The 16,466-nt window shown below is 68.8% G+C and carries 11 protein-coding genes and 1 pseudogene; 3 read left to right on the top strand and 9 right to left on the bottom strand.

Going from position 1 to position 16,466, the window contains the following annotated elements:
- Positions 1-75: 75 nt before the first annotated feature.
- The 5 genes from CCONF_RS10750 to trmB are packed head-to-tail and all read right to left on the bottom strand — an operon-like array spanning position 76 to position 5,260.
- On the bottom strand, positions 76-483 hold the full coding sequence (locus tag CCONF_RS10750) for a DUF3054 domain-containing protein (RefSeq protein WP_290223599.1): 408 nt from the start codon (positions 481-483) through the stop codon (positions 76-78).
- Positions 461-1,498: a lysylphosphatidylglycerol synthase transmembrane domain-containing protein gene (locus CCONF_RS10745; RefSeq protein WP_290223597.1), complete on the bottom strand. Its 1,038-nt coding sequence runs from the start codon at positions 1,496-1,498 to the stop codon at positions 461-463. The genes CCONF_RS10750 and CCONF_RS10745 overlap by 23 nt, the downstream gene beginning before the upstream one ends.
- A gap of 3 nt (positions 1,499-1,501) precedes the next feature.
- Positions 1,502-3,886 carry an MMPL family transporter gene (locus CCONF_RS10740; protein WP_290223595.1) on the bottom strand — a complete coding sequence of 795 codons (2,385 nt, stop codon included), beginning with the start codon at positions 3,884-3,886 and terminating at the stop codon, positions 1,502-1,504.
- Positions 3,887-3,893: 7 nt separating this feature from the next.
- Positions 3,894-4,493 carry an NYN domain-containing protein gene (locus tag CCONF_RS10735; RefSeq protein WP_290223593.1) on the bottom strand — a complete coding sequence of 200 codons (600 nt, stop codon included), beginning with the start codon at positions 4,491-4,493 and terminating at the stop codon, positions 3,894-3,896.
- Positions 4,493-5,260 carry a tRNA (guanosine(46)-N7)-methyltransferase TrmB gene (gene trmB, locus CCONF_RS10730; protein ID WP_290223590.1) on the bottom strand — a complete coding sequence of 256 codons (768 nt, stop codon included), beginning with the start codon at positions 5,258-5,260 and terminating at the stop codon, positions 4,493-4,495. The genes CCONF_RS10735 and trmB overlap by 1 nt, the downstream gene beginning before the upstream one ends.
- A 440-nt stretch (positions 5,261-5,700) precedes the next feature.
- On the opposite strand from trmB, the gene CCONF_RS10725 reads away from it, so the two are divergent.
- Entirely contained in the window at positions 5,701-7,530 is a 1,830-nt protein-coding gene (locus CCONF_RS10725) for a phosphoenolpyruvate carboxykinase (GTP) (protein WP_290223587.1), read from the top strand.
- A gap of 5 nt (positions 7,531-7,535) precedes the next feature.
- Here CCONF_RS10725 and CCONF_RS10720 read toward each other — a convergent pair whose 3' ends face one another.
- Entirely contained in the window at positions 7,536-8,300 is a 765-nt protein-coding gene (locus CCONF_RS10720) for a class I SAM-dependent methyltransferase (RefSeq protein ID WP_290223585.1), read from the bottom strand.
- Positions 8,301-8,323: 23 nt separating this feature from the next.
- Between CCONF_RS10720 and CCONF_RS10715 the strand changes: the two genes are divergently transcribed.
- The gene (locus CCONF_RS10715; protein ID WP_290223583.1) at positions 8,324-9,427 is read left to right on the top strand and encodes a glycosyltransferase family 4 protein; all 1,104 of its coding nucleotides are present in this window, start codon (positions 8,324-8,326) and stop codon (positions 9,425-9,427) included.
- Here CCONF_RS10715 and CCONF_RS10710 read toward each other — a convergent pair.
- The gene (locus tag CCONF_RS10710) at positions 9,381-10,970 is read right to left on the bottom strand and encodes an MmpA family trehalose lipid delivery protein (RefSeq protein ID WP_290223581.1); all 1,590 of its coding nucleotides are present in this window, start codon (positions 10,968-10,970) and stop codon (positions 9,381-9,383) included. The genes CCONF_RS10715 and CCONF_RS10710 overlap by 47 nt on opposite strands.
- Positions 10,971-10,988: 18 nt before the next feature.
- Positions 10,989-12,161, bottom strand: coding sequence for a porin PorA family protein (locus CCONF_RS10705; RefSeq protein ID WP_290223578.1), 1,173 nt, complete (start codon positions 12,159-12,161; stop codon positions 10,989-10,991).
- A gap of 101 nt (positions 12,162-12,262) precedes the next feature.
- Between CCONF_RS10705 and CCONF_RS10700 the strand changes: the two are divergent.
- Positions 12,263-13,276: pseudogene (locus CCONF_RS10700) on the top strand (acyltransferase family protein); the annotation flags it as partial.
- A gap of 62 nt (positions 13,277-13,338) precedes the next feature.
- On the opposite strand, the gene CCONF_RS11565 reads toward CCONF_RS10700, so the two are convergent.
- Positions 13,339-16,443, bottom strand: a complete 3,105-nt coding sequence (locus tag CCONF_RS11565; RefSeq protein ID WP_435384077.1) for an alpha-(1->3)-arabinofuranosyltransferase domain-containing protein — start codon at positions 16,441-16,443, stop codon at positions 13,339-13,341.
- Positions 16,444-16,466: the final 23 nt, after the last annotated feature.

Genomic DNA, 16,466 nt, shown 5'->3' with positions numbered 1-16,466 from the left:
CCGAAAGGCCAAAGGCCGGCGCTGCGCCCTTCCCAGGGTTCGCAGCGCCGGCCTATTTTTCGTATTAACGCCCGGTTAGCGACGCGGCGGGCGGGTAGCGGTCCGGGTTCGCCGCTGGGCGTTGAGCTCGGCGACCTCGGCGCGGCGGGCGCGGAAGGCGGCGATGGCGCGCCAACCGAACATCAGCAGGGCGGACATGATGGAGGCGACCAGCAGGAAGCTGTAGTGCGGCAGCTGGCTGTTGACGATGGACCACAGGATCATGCCGCCGACGATGGTGGAGCACCACACGATGGCGCCCTCGACCCAGCGACCGGGCGAGGCTTTGATGCTGGTGATGAAGACCCAGCCCAGCAGTGCGCCCACGGCCCAGGGCCAGAAGGCGGCCAGCAGCCCGGTGAAGGTGAAAGGCGGGTGGGCGATTCGCGCGAAGAGCGCGAAGAGCATGATGGCGACGATATCAAGCAGCGGTGCGGGACGCATCGGCGTGATCCTTTCGGTTGAGGGCGTCATAGGTCAGTCCATTTCGAGCATAGTGCCAGAAGTAGACGATCCAGCCGATGACGGTGATGAGGGCAAAAGAAATCAGGCGGTAGACTACGGCGGTGCCGGTGGCATCGATAGCCGTCATGCCGGTGGCCACCAGCGTGGCAATGATGGCGGCCTCGACCGTGCCGAGCCCGGCCGGGGTGACCTGTGCGGAGCCGGCTAGCTTGGCGGTCAGGTAGGTCAGGGCGACGCCGGCTAGGGTGGTCTGGTCCTCCCCGGCGTGCAGGGCCGGGACGTCCCCGGTGATAGCCCACACGCATGCCCACAGGGAGGCCATGTCCAGCAGCCGGTTGGCCAGGGAATACCCGGCGACCTGTGCGAACTGCCAGCGGTTCAGGTGGACCTCGGAGAGGTTGCGCACCTGCTTGATGAGCGCGTCGCGCTTGCCGCCGCGCAGGAGTTTCTGCCGGGACAGCCAGCGCTCAATCGTGCGCGGGTGGTTGGATATCCAGAAGACCAGACCGCACAGCGCCACCACCGCCGTGAGGGTCAGCAGCAGGGAGAGCACCTGCATCTGGGCGTTGAGGAAGACCACCCCGCCCAGGCCGATGAGCACCAGCCACATGGTGGACACGGCCGAGGACAGCACGAAGAACCAGCCGGCCAGGGCGACGGAGGCACCCCAGCCGCGCTGGACGTGGAAGGTGAGGATGGCGGAAAACGCCGGCCCGGCCGGCAGGGTGGTGGACCAGGCGTTGGAGGCCAGCGTGATGGCGGTGGTCTCCTTCAGCGGGACGGGCACGCCGCCGGCCCGGATGAGCAGGCGCATGACTTCCGCCATGGCGACGATGGCGCCGAGGGAGGCGACTACCACCAGCCCCACGGCGAGAGGGTCGGCGGTGCGCAGCCGTCGGAACCCGTCCTGGAGGAAGTCCAGCTCATCGCGAAAGACCCAGATGAGCACCGCGAGAATCACAAGCGCGGCGCCCCACTGCAGCCATTTCTTCAACGCCTAGTTCCTTCCCTGGTCCTTGTTTAGTCTTTTCATTAGCTCGCTAAACGGTATCAGGGAATCATCGGTGGACGTGTTGCGGTTGCCCCGCGCCGGATAATCGCGGTCATCGTCCACGGCCGGCTGGGCCGCGGGCTCCTCTTGTGGTGCCGACTCGCGCTCGTAGTCGGTGGAGTCATCGGCATCGGTAGCCAGGACGGCCGCGGATTGGGCCGGCATCTCCTCCCAGTGGCCTTCCTCCCGCGGGGTGCGCTGCGGGGCAGCTGCGGGTGCCGGTGTCGCGGCGGCCGGCTCCTTGCCGTGGCCGAGCTTCTCGTAGGCGCGGTGGATGAACTGCGGGGCCCACCAGTTGTCCTCGCGCAGCAGGTGCATGACGGCCGGCACCAGGAGCATGCGCACGATGGTCGCGTCGATGAACAGTGCGAAGATCATGCCGAAGGCGATGTACTTCATCATCACGATGTCGGAGAAGCCGAACGCGCCGGCCACCACGATCATGATGAGTGCAGCAGCGGTGATGATCCCGCCGGTGTGCGCGGTGCCGTAGGAGATGGCCTCGTCCGTGGTCGCGCCCTTCTTGCGGGCCTCGACCATGCGGGAGACCAGGAAGACCTCGTAGTCGGTGGACAGGCCGTAGATGATGGCGATGATGAGCACCAGGATCGGGCTCATCAGCGGGCCCGGCGTGAAGTTGAGCAGGTCCGCGCCGACGCCGCTGACGAACATGGCCGTCAGGATGCCCAGGGTCGCGCCTAGGGTCAGCAGCGTCATGATGATGGCCTTGGCGGGCAGGACCACCGAGCCGAAGACCAGGGCCATGAGGATGAAGGTGGCCACGACGATGTAGATAGCCATCCACGGCAGCTTGTCGAAGAGGGCGTCGAGGGACTCGACTTCCATCGCAGGCGTGCCGCCGACGTACAGGTTCACGCCCTCCGGGGCGTCGACGGCCTCGAGCTGGTGGACGATGTCCGCGTAGTCGTCGCGGTCCTGGATACCGGCGGAGAGCACCGTGATGCCGTCCTTGGTGGCCGTGGACGGGCTCATCGGCTCAGTTAGGCCCTCCATGTCGCGCACCTGGAGGTAGACGTCGGCTAGTTGCTGGTTATCGGCGCCCTCGACCACCAGCTTGACCGGCTCGGTGCGGAAGGTGGGGAATTCCTCGTTGAAGGTGTCCTGGGCTACACGGGTGTCCTGGCTGGGCGGCAGGTAGGTCTCGTTGATGCCGCCGAAGGCGATGTTGATCAGCGGGATGGTCAGCGCGATGAGCAGGGCGCAGATCCCTACGGTCATCAGCTTGGCCCGGTCCATGGCCCACGCCGGCAGCTTGTACCACCAGGTGTCCTCCAGGCGGCGGGCGGTGCGCTTGGTGCGCCGGATGGACCACTTGTCGATGTTCTTGCCCAGCAGGCCGAACAGCGACGGCAGCACGGTCACGGACAGCAGCGCGGCCAGGCCCACGGCGGAAATCGAGCCGTAGGCCACGGATTTCAGGAAGGCCTGCGGGAAGATGAAGAGGCCGGACAGGGCCACGGCGACCATGGCCGCGGAGAAGACCACCGTCTGGCCGGCGGTGGCGGTGGTAATCGCCACGGCGTCTTGGGTGCTGCGGCCGCGATCGAGCTCCTCGCGGAAGCGGGAGACCATAAACAGGCCGTAGTCGATGGCCAAGCCTAGGCCCAGCAGCGTGACGACCGCCTGAGCGAAGACGTTGACCTGCAGGAAACCGGCCAGGATCGACAAAATGCCCAGCGATCCGAGGATGGACAAGCCACCGACGATAAGCGGCATGAACGCCGCTACGACGGAGCCGAAGACCACTAGCAGCAACAGGCCGACCAGCGGCAGGGCGGCCTTCTCCGCGCGGGAGATGTCGTTGGACATGCCGTCGTCCAGGGCATCGGCCACCGCGGTCGCGCCGGCGACCTGCACGGGCAGGTCGGTCTCGTGCAGCGCCGGCTCGATGGTGCGGAAGTCCTTGAGCGTTTGCTCCGCGTCCCCCTTGAGCCCGATGGCGGTAAAGGCATAAGTCCCGTCCTCGTTGATGAAATTCGGGTTTTTCTTGTCGAAGTAGCCGTTGAGGTGGGAAATCTGGTCCGGGTACTGTGCCTTGATGTCGGCGAAGTACTGCTGGGCGGCGTCGAAGTTCTCATCCGGGTTTTCCACCATGACGATGACGTCGCCGTTGTTGTCGCGCCCGAAAGTGGTTTGCTCGAGCTCGGCGGCCACGGTGGAGGCCGCGCCCGGGTCCTCCCAGCCTTCCTGGCTCATGCGGTCTTCCAGCCGGATGCCGAAGATAGCGAACAGAGCCAGGATCAGCGCGATCAGGATAACGGGGATGAGCTTGCGGTGGGCATAAGAAAAACGGCCCCAGCTATAAAACATGCGGCTCCTAGCGTTCGTCGAGCAAGGCAGAAAGCGGGCGGAAAGGCTGCAGCCAGGCGCCGCCATCGGGCAGGTTGTCCAGGTTGACTCGGGGCAGTGGCTCGCGGAAGACGCCGTCGATGTCCTCCAAGTCCACGAAGTCGATGACCGGGTGGGTCACGGCCCAGGAGGCGTGCTCCTGGAAGCCGACTACCGTGACCGGCACACCCTCGTCGGCCAGCTCCTCCAGGGTCTCCTGGAAATTCTGGCCGTCAGCGGAGGCGACCACCAGCCCGGCGAGTTCGTCGCGGTTTGCGGCAATGTAGTCGAGCATGTCCGGGTCCACGTCCGTGTCGTCGTGGACCTTGGGCTTGGCGAAGACGGCGAAACCGACGTTGCGGATGGCCTCGACCCAGGGGCGGATGACGTCCGCCCCGCCCGGGGTGACGTTGGTAAAGACCGCGGCGTGCGGCTGGGCGTCTTGATCCCAGGCCTCGCGCACGATCCAGCGGCCGATGGCGTCGAAGCGCGGGCGGAAGGCGGCGGTCGGGCGCCCTCCCAGGATGGCGCCCAGGCCCATGTCCATGTTGGGCGCGTCCCAGACGAGCAGCAGCTTGCGGGTAGTCATTACTGCGGCCTCTTTTCCCAGAGGTATTCCTTAATAACGTGGTCCTTATCCAGGCCCTTGCCCTCGAACTTGGTGATGACCTGACGGTCGGTCAGCTGCGGGCACTCGGGCCACGGCCAGCCGCGGTAGCGCAGGGTGGGCTCGACCTCGACGAGCTCGTCGATCCACTCGGCGTAGCCGGCGTGGTCGGTGGCCACGTGCAGCACCCCGCCTGGCTTGAGGCGGGAGGCGAACAGGTTGAGCGGCCCGGACTGGATGATCCGGCGCTTGTGGTGGCGGGCCTTGGGCCACGGATCCGGGAAGAAGACGCGGATGCCGTCCAGGGACTCCGGCGCGAACATGCGGGCGAGCACCTCGATGCCGTCGCCGCGCACCATGCGGATGTTGTCGATGTCCTGGCGCACCACCTGGCCCAGCAACTTGGCCAGGCCCGGCTTGTAGAGCTCCACGGCGACGATGTTGGTGTCCTGCTCGATCGGGGCCATTGCCGCGGTCGAGGTGCCGGTACCCGAGCCGATCTCCACCACGGTCTTGGCGCCGCTGCGCCCGAACCATTCCTCTATATCGATTCGTTCGTCCGCCAGCACCCGGCCGAGGCGGGGCCAGTGCTCGGCGAAAAGCGCCTGCTGGTTGTCGGTCAGGCTGCCACGACGGAAGGTCACGTTACCCAGGCGCGGGTAGTCCAGCCCGTCGTTAAACTCGGTCTGCAGCGGGCGGCCCGGCGGCATCTCGCCCACGGCGGTAGGGGTGTTACTAGAGTTATCCATCGTGGTCTATTGTTCACTTAGCCAGCGCAGTTGGCAATTTGCCGCGCCGTCGGCGGCAGCAATGCCGGTTCCAGGGCCGGCAGTGGGGAAAGAACATTAAGGAGTAGGCCGCACGCTGCGGCCGGATCCGGGCGCGGAGGCGTGCCGGTTATGACCAGCCGGGCGAAGGCAGACTGCTTGGGGGTGGCGCCATGAGTGGGGCAGTGGCTCGGCCCGCCGGCTCGATCCCCCGGACGGGGGTATGAAAACTATGAGATTGCCGGTGACGGTATGGCCTACCCTCGGTTAAGTTGTGGTAAACAGTGTGGGTATATCCAGTGCCCGGCGAATTGTCGGTACTTGCGTCGGCTGGCGCGTTACGCTGGAGGTGGAATGCCCTCTAAGACATAAGCCATGGCTTAAGTCTGACAACGTGAAGAAATAACCCCAGGAGACTTTAGATGACCGCCGAAATTAAAGGCCTTGTTGGACAACTTCCGACTGAAAACTCGGAGCTTATCGCGTGGATCAATGAGAACGTGGAGCTCTTTCAGCCGGACCAAGTGGTCTTTGTAGACGGCTCTCAGGAAGAAGCCGACCGGCTCGCCGGCGAGCTGGTGGAGAAGGGGACTCTGCTCAAGCTCAATGAGGAAAAGCGCCCGAACTCCTACCTGGCCCGCTCCAATCCCTCGGACGTCGCCCGCGTCGAGTCCCGCACCTTCATCTGCTCGGAGAACGAGGAAGACGCCGGCCCGACCAACAACTGGGCCCCGCCGGCCGCGATGAAGGAAGAGATGACCGACGCCTTCCGCGGCGCCATGCGCGGCCGCACGATGTACGTCGTTCCTTTCTGCATGGGCCCCATTAGCGACCCGGACCCGAAGCTGGGCGTGCAGCTGACCGACTCGGCCTACGTGGTCCTGTCCATGCGCATCATGACCCGCATGGGTGCGGAAGCGCTGGAGAAGATCGGCACCGATGGTGCATTCGTGCAGGCCCTGCACTCCGTCGGCGCCCCGCTGGCCGAGGGCGAGGAAGACGTCGCCTGGCCGTGCAATGAGACCAAGTACATCACCCACTTCCCGGAGACCAAGGAGATCTGGTCCTACGGTTCCGGCTACGGCGGCAACGCCATCCTGGCGAAGAAGTGCTACGCGCTGCGTATCGCCTCCGTCATGGCCCGCGAAGAGGGCTGGATGGCCGAGCACATGCTCATCCTGAAGCTGACCAACCCGGAGGGCAAGAACTACCACATCGCGGCCGCCTTCCCGTCGGCCTGCGGTAAGACCAACCTCGCGATGATCACGCCCACCATCCCGGGCTGGAGCGCCGAGGTCGTCGGCGACGACATCGCCTGGCTGCACCTGCGCGAGGACGGCCTGTACGCCGTGAACCCGGAGAACGGTTTCTTCGGCGTGGCCCCGGGCACCAACTACGCCTCCAACCCGATCGCCATGAAGACCATGGAACCGGGCAACACCCTGTTCACCAACGTCGCGCTCACCGACGACGGCGACGTCTGGTGGGAGGGCATGGACGGCGACGCCCCAGCCCACCTCATCGACTGGACCGGCGAGGACTGGACCCCGGACTCGGCCACGAAGGCCGCCCACCCGAACTCCCGCTACTGCGTGCCGATCTCCCAGTGCCCGACCGCCGCGCCGGAGTACGACGACTGGCAGGGCGTGAAGATCGACGCCATCCTCTTCGGCGGCCGCCGCGCCGACACCGTCCCGCTGGTCACCCAGGCCTTCGACTGGAACCACGGCGCCATGATCGGCTCCCTGCTGGCCTCCGGCCAGACCGCCGCGGCCGAGGGTAAGGTCGGTGCCCTGCGCCATGACCCGATGGCCATGCTGCCGTTCATCGGCTACAACGCCGGCGACTACCTGCAGCACTGGGTCAACATGGGCGAGAAGGGCGGCGACCGCATGCCGGCCATCTTCCTGGTCAACTGGTTCCGCAAGGGCGACGACGGCAAGATGCTGTGGCCGGGCTTCGGCGAGAACTCCCGCGTACTCAAGTGGATCATCGACCGCATCGAGGGCAATGTCGGCGCCGAGGAGACCATCATCGGCTCCACCGCGCGCGCCGAGGACCTGGACCTGCACGGCCTGGACGTGGAGATTGACAAGGTCAAGCAGGCTCTGGCCGTCCACGCCGAGGACTGGTCCGGCGACATCCAGGACAACTCTGACTACCTGAACTTCCTGGGCTCCCGCGTCCCGCAGGAGGTCTGGGACCAGTTCGACGCCCTGAAGTCGCGCGTGGAGGAGCACCAGAGCGCCTAAAGGTTCTAGGTGCTGGCGCGTAGCACCAGCACCAGGTTGCTGACTAGAAACTCCCGCAACCCGGGAACGCGGGTCAGCCACCACGCCCACCGCGGGTGGTAGCGCGGGAACGCCAACAACAGCTCGGCGTCCCCGCGCTTTTGCGCGTTTTCGGCCCACCGCAGCCCGCGCGCGCAGCTGACCGCGAAGAGCGAGGTGCCGAAGACGTTCTTGGGCGGGTGGCCGTGCCGGCGGGTGTAGTAATCCCGGGCAAAGGCCCCGCCCACGTAGTGCTGCCACAGGCCGGTCTCGTGCCCGCCGAAAGGGCCCAGCCACACGGTGTAGCTGAGCACCACTAGGCCGCCGGGGCGGGTCACGCGCAGCATCTCCTCGGCCAGTGCTTCCCGGTCCGGTACGTGCTCGGCCACGTTGGAGGAATACACCACGTCGAAGGTCCCGTCGGCAAAGGGCATCCGGGTGCCGTCGCCGCGCACGCTGTTGGCCAGCGTGATACCCGCCGCGGACATCTCCCCGGCGTTGGGCTCCAGTCCGATGTACCGGGCACCGCGGCGGTCGAAGGCGGCGGCGAAATAGCCCGGGCCGCCGCCGACGTCGAGGACTAAGGAGTCGCGGAGGGCGAGTCCAGCATCGTGAGCCAGCCGCCCGATGAGCTCGGCGGTGTCCTTGGCCAGGGGGCCGTAAAAGGCGGCGGGGTTGGTCTGCTCCTGCGGGAAGGCCCGCAGGAGTTGCCAGGATCTCCTCAGCGTGGCCAGGGCTCGGGTGTAGCGCATAGCCACTAGGCTAGTAGCTCGACATGAAAATACTTCTACTCTGTTGGCGCGATTCCACCCACCCCCAGGGCGGCGGCTCCGAACGCTACCTGGAGCGGGTCGGCGAATACCTCGTCGCCCACGGCCACCAGGTCATCTACTGGACCTCCCAGCACATGAACGGCGCCCGCCACGACAAACGCGACGGCGTTAACTACTGGCGCGTGGGCGGCAAGTACAGCGTCTACCCTTATGCCCTGGCCGCCATCCTGGCCGGCCGGGTGGGGCTGGGCCCGCTGCGCGACATCGACGTGGCGGTGGATACCCAAAACGGCATCCCGTTTTTCGCCCGCCCCGTCGCCGGAGTGCCGACGGTCCTTTTGACCCACCACCTCCACAAGGAGCAGTGGCCCGTGGCCGGCCCGGTGCTGGCCCGCCTGGGCTGGTGGTTGGAGTCCCGCGTGGCGCCTGCGGTCTACCGCGGCGCGCCGTACGTGACCGTCTCGCCGGCCTCCCGCCAGGACTTGGAGACCCTGGGCGTGCAGGGGGCCGAGATCATCGAAAACGGCGTGGACCCCATCCCGCCGCACGTGCCGCGCCTGGGGCGCGAGGCCGCCATCCACCTGGTGACCCTGTCGCGCCTGGTGCCGCACAAGCAGATCGAGCACGCCATGGACACCGTCGCGCAGATCCCGGAGGCGGTCTTGGACATAATCGGCTCCGGCTGGTGGGAACACAGCCTGCGCGAGTACGCCGAAAAGCTGGGGCTGGGCGAGCGCGTGCGTTTCCGCGGCCAGGTCACCGAGGACTACAAGCACGCCCTGCTGGCCCAGGCGGACCTGCACCTCATGCCCTCCCGCAAGGAAGGATGGGGACTAGCAGTCATGGAGGCGGCCCAACATAGGGTGCCCACAGTGGGGTATTCCTTTGGTCTGCGCGACAGCGTCCACGATCAGGTCACCGGCCGGCTGGTGGAGACCCCGGCGCAGCTCCTCGAGGCCACTCGCGAGCTTATCGCCGACCCGGCCGAGCGCGACCGCCTCGGCGCCGGGGCGCAGGAATTCGCCGACCAGTTTTCCTGGGAGACCACCGGCCGCCGGTTTATAGATTTGCTCGCGCGCGTGACCGGGAAAACCAGCGCGCGATAAGCCCGGCCGCCAGCGGGGTCAATAGCCAGGCCACGACCAGGCCCCAGGGCCGCGGCTGCGGGCCGGCGCCGGTCTCGGCGACGATCTGGCTGTCCTCGACGACCGCGCCCACGCCGAGGTGTTCCAGGCCCCGCAGGTCCCGATCCTGCCACGCGCGCTGGGCGGCCACCCAGCGCGGCGCCGGGTAGTCCACGACTGCGCCGTCGACGTGCAAGGCGCCGGATTGGACCTTCGCCGCGACCTTGGAATACGGGTCCACGGCCACGCCGCCGGGGACCTCCACCAGCTCCGGCCGGTCGACGAAGAGGGCGTCCCGGCCACCCAGCTGGTGGACCAGGGCGCTGTCCGTGCCCGCCGGCCGCGGCTGCAGCGGCGCCACCGCCCGGGCGGCATCGGGAACCAAGAGGGCTACGGCCACGAGCCCGGCCGCTGCACTCGGGCCGCGCACCGCGCCCAGGCCCACCGCGTAGGCGGGCACGGCCAGGGCCAGGAATTTCTGGCTATCGCGCAGTAGCGCGCCGCCCGGCACCGTGTCCACGACCCAGGCCAGCGCGCCGGGGAATACCGCAGCCAGCAGAACCCCGCCCAGCCCGAGCGCAGCCAGGCCAAGCAGCGCCCCGGCGCCGGCCGGCCAGCGCTCCGAGCCCGCACCCCGGCCCGCACCGAAAAACCGGGTCCAGCCGATCGCCACCACGGCGATAAGCAGCACGCCGACAAGGGCGAAACCGGCCTGGCGGGAGGCGGGCACGGCGTCCGCGTTCCAAATGCCGCCCAGACCGAGCACGGTGACCAGCAGCCCGGCGTGGGCCTCAGCGCGCGGCGCGAAGGCCGCCACGGCGGCGGCCGCATCCATCCCCGGCGCGGTGCCACGCACGACCCCTAACAGCCCGGGCAGGGCCCATGGCAGGCACAGCGCCAGGCCGTAGCAGGCCGTGGCTAGCCGCCGCCGCGTGGTGGCGATGCCCGTCAGCGCGCCCAACAGCGCGCCGGTCGGCGTCAGCGAGGAGACGAACATGGCCGCCCACTGCCCGGGCCGCCGCCCCGCCAGGCCCGCCGCCGCGATGGCAGGTCCCAGCCAGACGGCCACCGCGATGGACCACTGGCCCTGCAAGAGCCGCTCGACCACCAAGGGGTTGGCCACGCACAAGGCGATGGCCGCGGCCGGGCCCAGTAGGCGCCGGTCCACCGTAGGTTCCGAAGATTGTCCTGCCGCCGGCGCGCACAACCTGGTCAGCCGCCACCCGCCCCAGGCTGCGGCGACTGCCGAGCCGATGACCAGCGCGCGCACGAGCCAGTGCGCCGGCATGAGCTGGGCGACCAGGGCGAGCAGTCCGTCCTGGGGAGCAGCCCGGGCGGGCAGGTCCCCGCCGCCGAAATTGGCGGGGCTGAACGCCATGTCCGAGGGCACGACCATGTCCCGCCAGACAAGTTCGCCCGGCAGGACAAAAGGCCAGGTAACGCCGGCGATGCACGCGGCGGCGACCGCGACCAAGCAGGCCGCGTTCACCGCGGCGGGGCGGCTGGCGGGAAGAAGGCGCGGCATGGGCGGACCTGTGGCTGGTTAGTTCGCCTCGCCGGCGCGGCGGCGCATGTACATCCGCGCGGCAATGATGAGCAGGACCACGCCCAGGGCCTTACCGCCCCAGCCGAGAATCGACATCGCCTTGGTCATGTTGACCGTGCTGGCGACTGCGTCCAGGGCACGCTGCTGGCTGTCCGGGCTCCACTCGAGGCGCGCGTTGACCACCGCCCGCTCGCGCGCCGGGTCGGTGGCGTCGAGCTGGGCGGCCTCCTGCGGGGAGGTCGCAAAGCTGATGTCCACGTGGGTCACGGCGTTAACGATGGTGCCCGTGGTGGATTCGACCCAGACCGTGCGGCTGACCGAGTAATACGGCTCCAGCACGACCGTGTCCTCCGGCTGGTAGGCGAAGCGCTCCATGTCGGCCTGCGAATAGAAGTTCCCCGCCGGTCCGACGACCTCGGTGGCCTCTTCCGCGTCCGCGCTCGCGCCGGCGAGGGAGGAAAAGAGCAGCTTTTTCACCTCCGGGTCGAGCTCACGGCCGTGCAGGTCTTGCTGGAAGGTGTAGGTGGGGATGCCGTCTACCTTCTCGGTGCCGGAGAAGTCCAGCGGCTCCGAGCCGTGCAGGAGCGGGTCGTAGAGAGGGTAGGAGCGCTGTTCGGTGTCGGCGGGGAAGAAGTACTGCAGCCCGTCGCGCTCGAAGCCGGGGTCCGTGATCTCGTCGCCGCCCTCGCCCAGCGACAGCGTCAGCGCGGTCGAGAGCCCGGAGGCCGGGAAGGTCGACTCCCGGTTCAGCACCGAGGACTCGCTCACGCGCGCGGCCAGGTGGTCGTTGATGAGGGTGGTGACCTCGGATTCGGAGCTGGCCAGCGTGGAGTCGTCCGCCTTGCCGGTCTGGGTGTGGCGCTCGACCTCCATTGGTACGTCGCGGATGAAGCAGGCCAGCGGGTACTGCGTCTGGCCGTTGGCCAGCTTTGCCGGCTCGCACGCGGGGCCGGCGGCGCGCTGCGAGTTCGGCTTCCCGGCGCGGAAGGCCTGGTAGTCCAGCACCATCGACTCTGGGGAGGTGGCCGTTACCTGGTAGTCGATGTCGCGGGAGAGCTGGCGCGTCTGGTTCTCATACATCGCGGGGACCACCGCGCCGATAATGAGCGCGCAGGCTGCCGCCACCACGGTCCAGAACAAGCGGCCGCGGAGCCGGAGGAAGCGCTTCATTGCAGTATCATGTCCAATCACGGAAAGTTACAGGTTCTGGTTGCACGGACGCTTGCGGTTAAACCCCAAGCGAACATGCCCCGGCGAGGGAAGGAGGCAGCGTGCCGCACGCTCACGCGAAGCACCGCCAGCCCGCCGCGCCCCACACCGGCGTGCATAACACCTTACCGCAGCGGCTCGACGCCCTAGACGGTCTGCGGGCGGTCGCGTCGCTGGGCATCATCGTCACCCACGTCAGCTTCCAGACCGGCACCGGCTGGGGCTGGGCCGAGCGCTTTGATTATTTCGTGGCGGTCTTCTTCGCGCTCAGCGCCTTCGTTCTGTGGCGCCGGCGGGAGCGCTACGCCGCCCGCGGCTGGTCGCGCTACTACCGCAGCCGCACCGCCCGCATCGTGCCGGCTTACCTGGCCTGCGTGATCGCGGTCTTGGCCTTCCTGCCCTCGGCTGCCGGGGTGAGCCTCCAGCAGGTTGTAGCCAACCTCACCTCGACCCAGATCTTCTGGCCGGAGGGGCTGGCCCCCGGGCTGACCCACCTGTGGTCGTTGTGCGTGGAGATCGCCTTCTACTTAACGATGCCCCTGCTGGCCATCGCCGCCGATCTCCTCCCGGGCGGGCGCCGGGTGCGCTGCCTGGTGATTGCGGCCTGGGCCGCGGTGAGCCTGGGCTGGGCGTGGCTGCCCTTCGTGGCGAACGCGGATCCGGACGGGATTAATACCCAGATCTGGCCGCCGGCCTATACCCTGTGGTTTGCCGTGGGCATGCTGGCCGCCGAGGCCGAAGGCCGCGTGCCGGCTTGGGTCCAGCGAGCCGCCAGGTGGCGCTGGCTGTGGCTGGGCCTAGCCGCCGGGGGCATCTGGCTGGCCAGCCGGGAGTGGTTCGGCCCGCGCGGGCTGATCCACCCGGACCCGGACGAGTTCGCCTGCCGCATCCTGGTCGGCGGGGCCTTCGCCGCCTGCGTGGTGCTGCCCTTCGTCTTCGCGCCGCGCTCGAAAGTGCTGGAATCCGCGCCCCTGCAGGCGGCCGGGGTCTGGTCTTATGGCATCTTCCTCTGGCACGTGGCGGTGCTGGACCTGGTCTTCCCGCTGATGGGAATCGACCTGTTTAGCGGCGGGGCCATAAACTTCGTCCTCGTGTGGCTGGCCACGGTGGCCGGCACGGTAGTGGTCAGCGCCGCCGGCTACGAATGGGTGGAACGCCCCGGCGCGCGCGTGGTGCGGGCGCTGTGGCCGGTCCGGGAAGTAGCGGCGAACACGCACGCGACCGCCCCGGCGCACAGGACGGTGACCAGCATCGAATCGCCGGCATAGCCCGCACTCGGCCAGGGCGCGCGGGCCAGCATTGCCCCGGCGGCCGCCAGCAGCGCGGCGGACAAGGCCGGGGCCGGCAACGTCGTCCAGCGCACCGCCGCGAACGCCGCTATCCCTGCCAGCAGGGCCAGCCAGCCCACCAGCACGAGCCCGCCCGCGGCCAGTACTAGGCACAGCGCCCGGGGCGGCTCCGGGAAAGAGCGCGGCACGTGCTCGCCGCGCCGGCGCCAACAGATCACCGCGCAGACGATAACCGTCAGTAGCCCCAGCGCCCCGCCGCCGAGAAGGCCGGCCTGGTACGCGCCGGTTGCCGCGAAGGTCATGCGGAAGGTGCCGCTCGCGCCCGCCGGAATGACAAAAGCCTGGGTGGCCGCGTCCACCTGCCGGGGCTGCAGTGGGGTATCGTCCAGCCAGCCGTTGAGCCCGGAGTTGTACGCGCGCCCGGTAATCAGCAGGCGCTCGTGGTCTGCCGGGGCGATAGCCTCCCCGGTGGGTTCTAGGGGAGTGCGCGGCAGCTCGCCCAGTTGGACCCAGGCTGCCGCTGTTTCCAGCCGGTGCGGGCCGGCCGGCAGCCGCACCGTCTCGCCCGGGCGGTAGTCGCGGCCGTCGATGCGCACCCCCGGCGCCGCAGCGTCTTCGTCGGCGTCGGATTCAGCGCCTGCGCGCAGGGGAAGCTCCATGTCTCGTGGCGCGGTGAAGTCCCGGATGATAGTACCCGTGTCCACGGTCAGCCGCTGGAAGAAGAAGGCCTCCACGTCGGGTGAGGTATCCGGCACCGTCACGACGCGTTCGATGGGGTGGCCGGCGACCTCGGCGGCGGTGATGCCGACGCGCTCGTGCGGGGTGATGCGCACCGCGGCGCTGTCGCCGCCGGGCACGCGCACCGTGGACTCTTCGCCGGCGCTAAGCTCCACCTCGACGGAGGCGGATCCGGACGAGACGGTCGCGCGGGTGTCGTCGGTGGCGGTGAGCCTGAGAACCGGGGAGGCGAAGGCCTCGCCCTGCGGGGCCTGGAGCTCCAGCCAGCCGGTCTGTCCCGGGGCCGGCCACCAGGCGGTGTCGTCCTGCCCGTCGACCGCGGCGGTGACGGAGCGGGCGGGATCGGCGCCGCCGAAGGAGTCGGCATCGGCGGCCGAGGACTCCGCCACCACGCGGCCGCCGTGTTCTTCGACCGCCACCGTTTGTCCTGCCGAGGGGTAGTCGCGCAGCCGGTTATGGATCCGGGGCCTATCGCCTTCGGCCAGCGGCGCAGAGACCGGGCCGTCTAGCGTGCCGTAGTTGCGGTCCACCAGCAGCGGGGTATCGGTCACGATGTCGGCGTCCGCGTCCACGAGCTCGCGCGCGCCGGGCGCGTCCACCATGTCCAGCAGGGCGAGGACCTCGCCGCCGCCGGCCACGCGCACGGGGGCAGCGCTAGCCACCTGCAGGTCCTGCTGCGGGTCGAGCAGCACCACGTCCACCTCGCCGAAGGTGTGGATTGTGCCCGGCAGGTCTTCCGCGCGCACCGAGCTAGCCCCGCCCGCCGGCTCGTCCAGGTCGTGGCGCAGCAGCACCGCGCCGATGCCCAGGCGCTGCAGGGCCTTCGCACCCGCGTCCGGGTCGTGCTCTAAGGCCGCGGTAATCCCGTCCAAGCCGCGGATGGCCTCCGGTGGGATAAGCGGGATGGCGTCGCGGACGGCCCAGGGGACTTCAAGCAGCGGCTGCGCCGGTTCGTCGCGAGTCCAGCCCCAGTCCTGCCGGGCAAAGGACGCGGGCGGGTAGATGAGCGTGCGGGTGCCGGCGGCGTGTTCGTTCAGAAAATCAGTGGCAGCGGTCCAGTAGCTTGGCACCTCCTCGTAGGCCCCGCGCGGGAGCAGGCGCCCGGACAGGGCCGGGAACGCGTTGGCCGCCACCACCACGGCCAGCAGCAGCCCGGCGGTCTGCCGGCGGTCGGGGCGCAACGTCCGCGGCCAGCCGAGGCGCGCGCCCAGCTGCGCCAGGCCGAGCACCAGCGGCAGGCGGACCAGCGGATCGAATTTGTGCAGGTTGCGCAGCGCGGCCAGCGGTCCGTCGAGTAGCTCCCGGTAAGCCGGCAGGCTGGTACCCAGCACCGCGATGCCCACTATCAGCACCACCGACCACGTCCGCGGCAGGCGGCACAGTCCCACCAGCCCGGCGGCGGCCACGGCCACGGTCGCCAGGACGAAGACGGGTTCGGCCACCAGCAGTACGCCGGCGGTGCGCTCGGTGTCCACGAAAGGGGACCAGCTGGTCGTTCCGCGCAGGATCTCGGCCAGGTTGAGCCAGCGCGTGGTGACGAATGCCGACTCGATGAATTCCGTAAAGGGCGCCGCAAAGCGCCCCAGCACCAGCAGCGGGACGATCCACCAGGCGCTGACCAGCGCGCAGCCGGCCAGCCAGGCGCCGAAGAAACGCCAGCGCCGCTGGCAGAGCAAGACCACAGCCGCCGGCACGCAGGCGGCCAGGGTGGCGGTGGCATTGACCGCGCCCATCATCGCGACCGGGATGACCGCGGCCGCCCACTGCCAGCGCGCCGACCGCGGAACGAGGCAGGTCACCAGGACCCAGGGGGCCAGCATGACCGGCCAGGTCTCCGAGGAGATCGTGGTCAGCGTGGTCAGCACGCGCGGGGAAAGCGCGTAGGTCAACGCCGCGACGAAGGACCAACCCGGGCCCGCGTCGGTGGCGCGCCGGGCCAGCAGGAAGGCCCCGGAAAAGCCCACGCCGGTCACCAGCAGCCACCACAGCCGCAGTGCCACCCACTCCGGCAGGGGATCGGCGGCTAGGAAGAAGAGCCCGTGCGGGAAGAGGTAACCGTAGGCCTGGTTTTGCAGCTGACCCAGGGTAAACACATTCGTCCAGGGGGTCAGCGCCTCGCGCAGAAAACCCGCCGGGTTCGCCAGCAGGTCGTGCTTGGTGTCGGCCGCGACCTGGGTGTTGTGTCCGAACTGCAGGACAAAGACGGCGATCGCCAAAAGCCCCCACCCGGCGAGGTGGG

The sequence above is a fragment of the Corynebacterium confusum genome, from assembly GCF_030408715.1.
GTDB classification, from domain to species: domain Bacteria; phylum Actinomycetota; class Actinomycetes; order Mycobacteriales; family Mycobacteriaceae; genus Corynebacterium; species Corynebacterium confusum.
The sequence above is the reverse complement of the archived record's forward strand: the minus strand, read 5'-3'. Positions and strand labels throughout refer to the sequence as shown.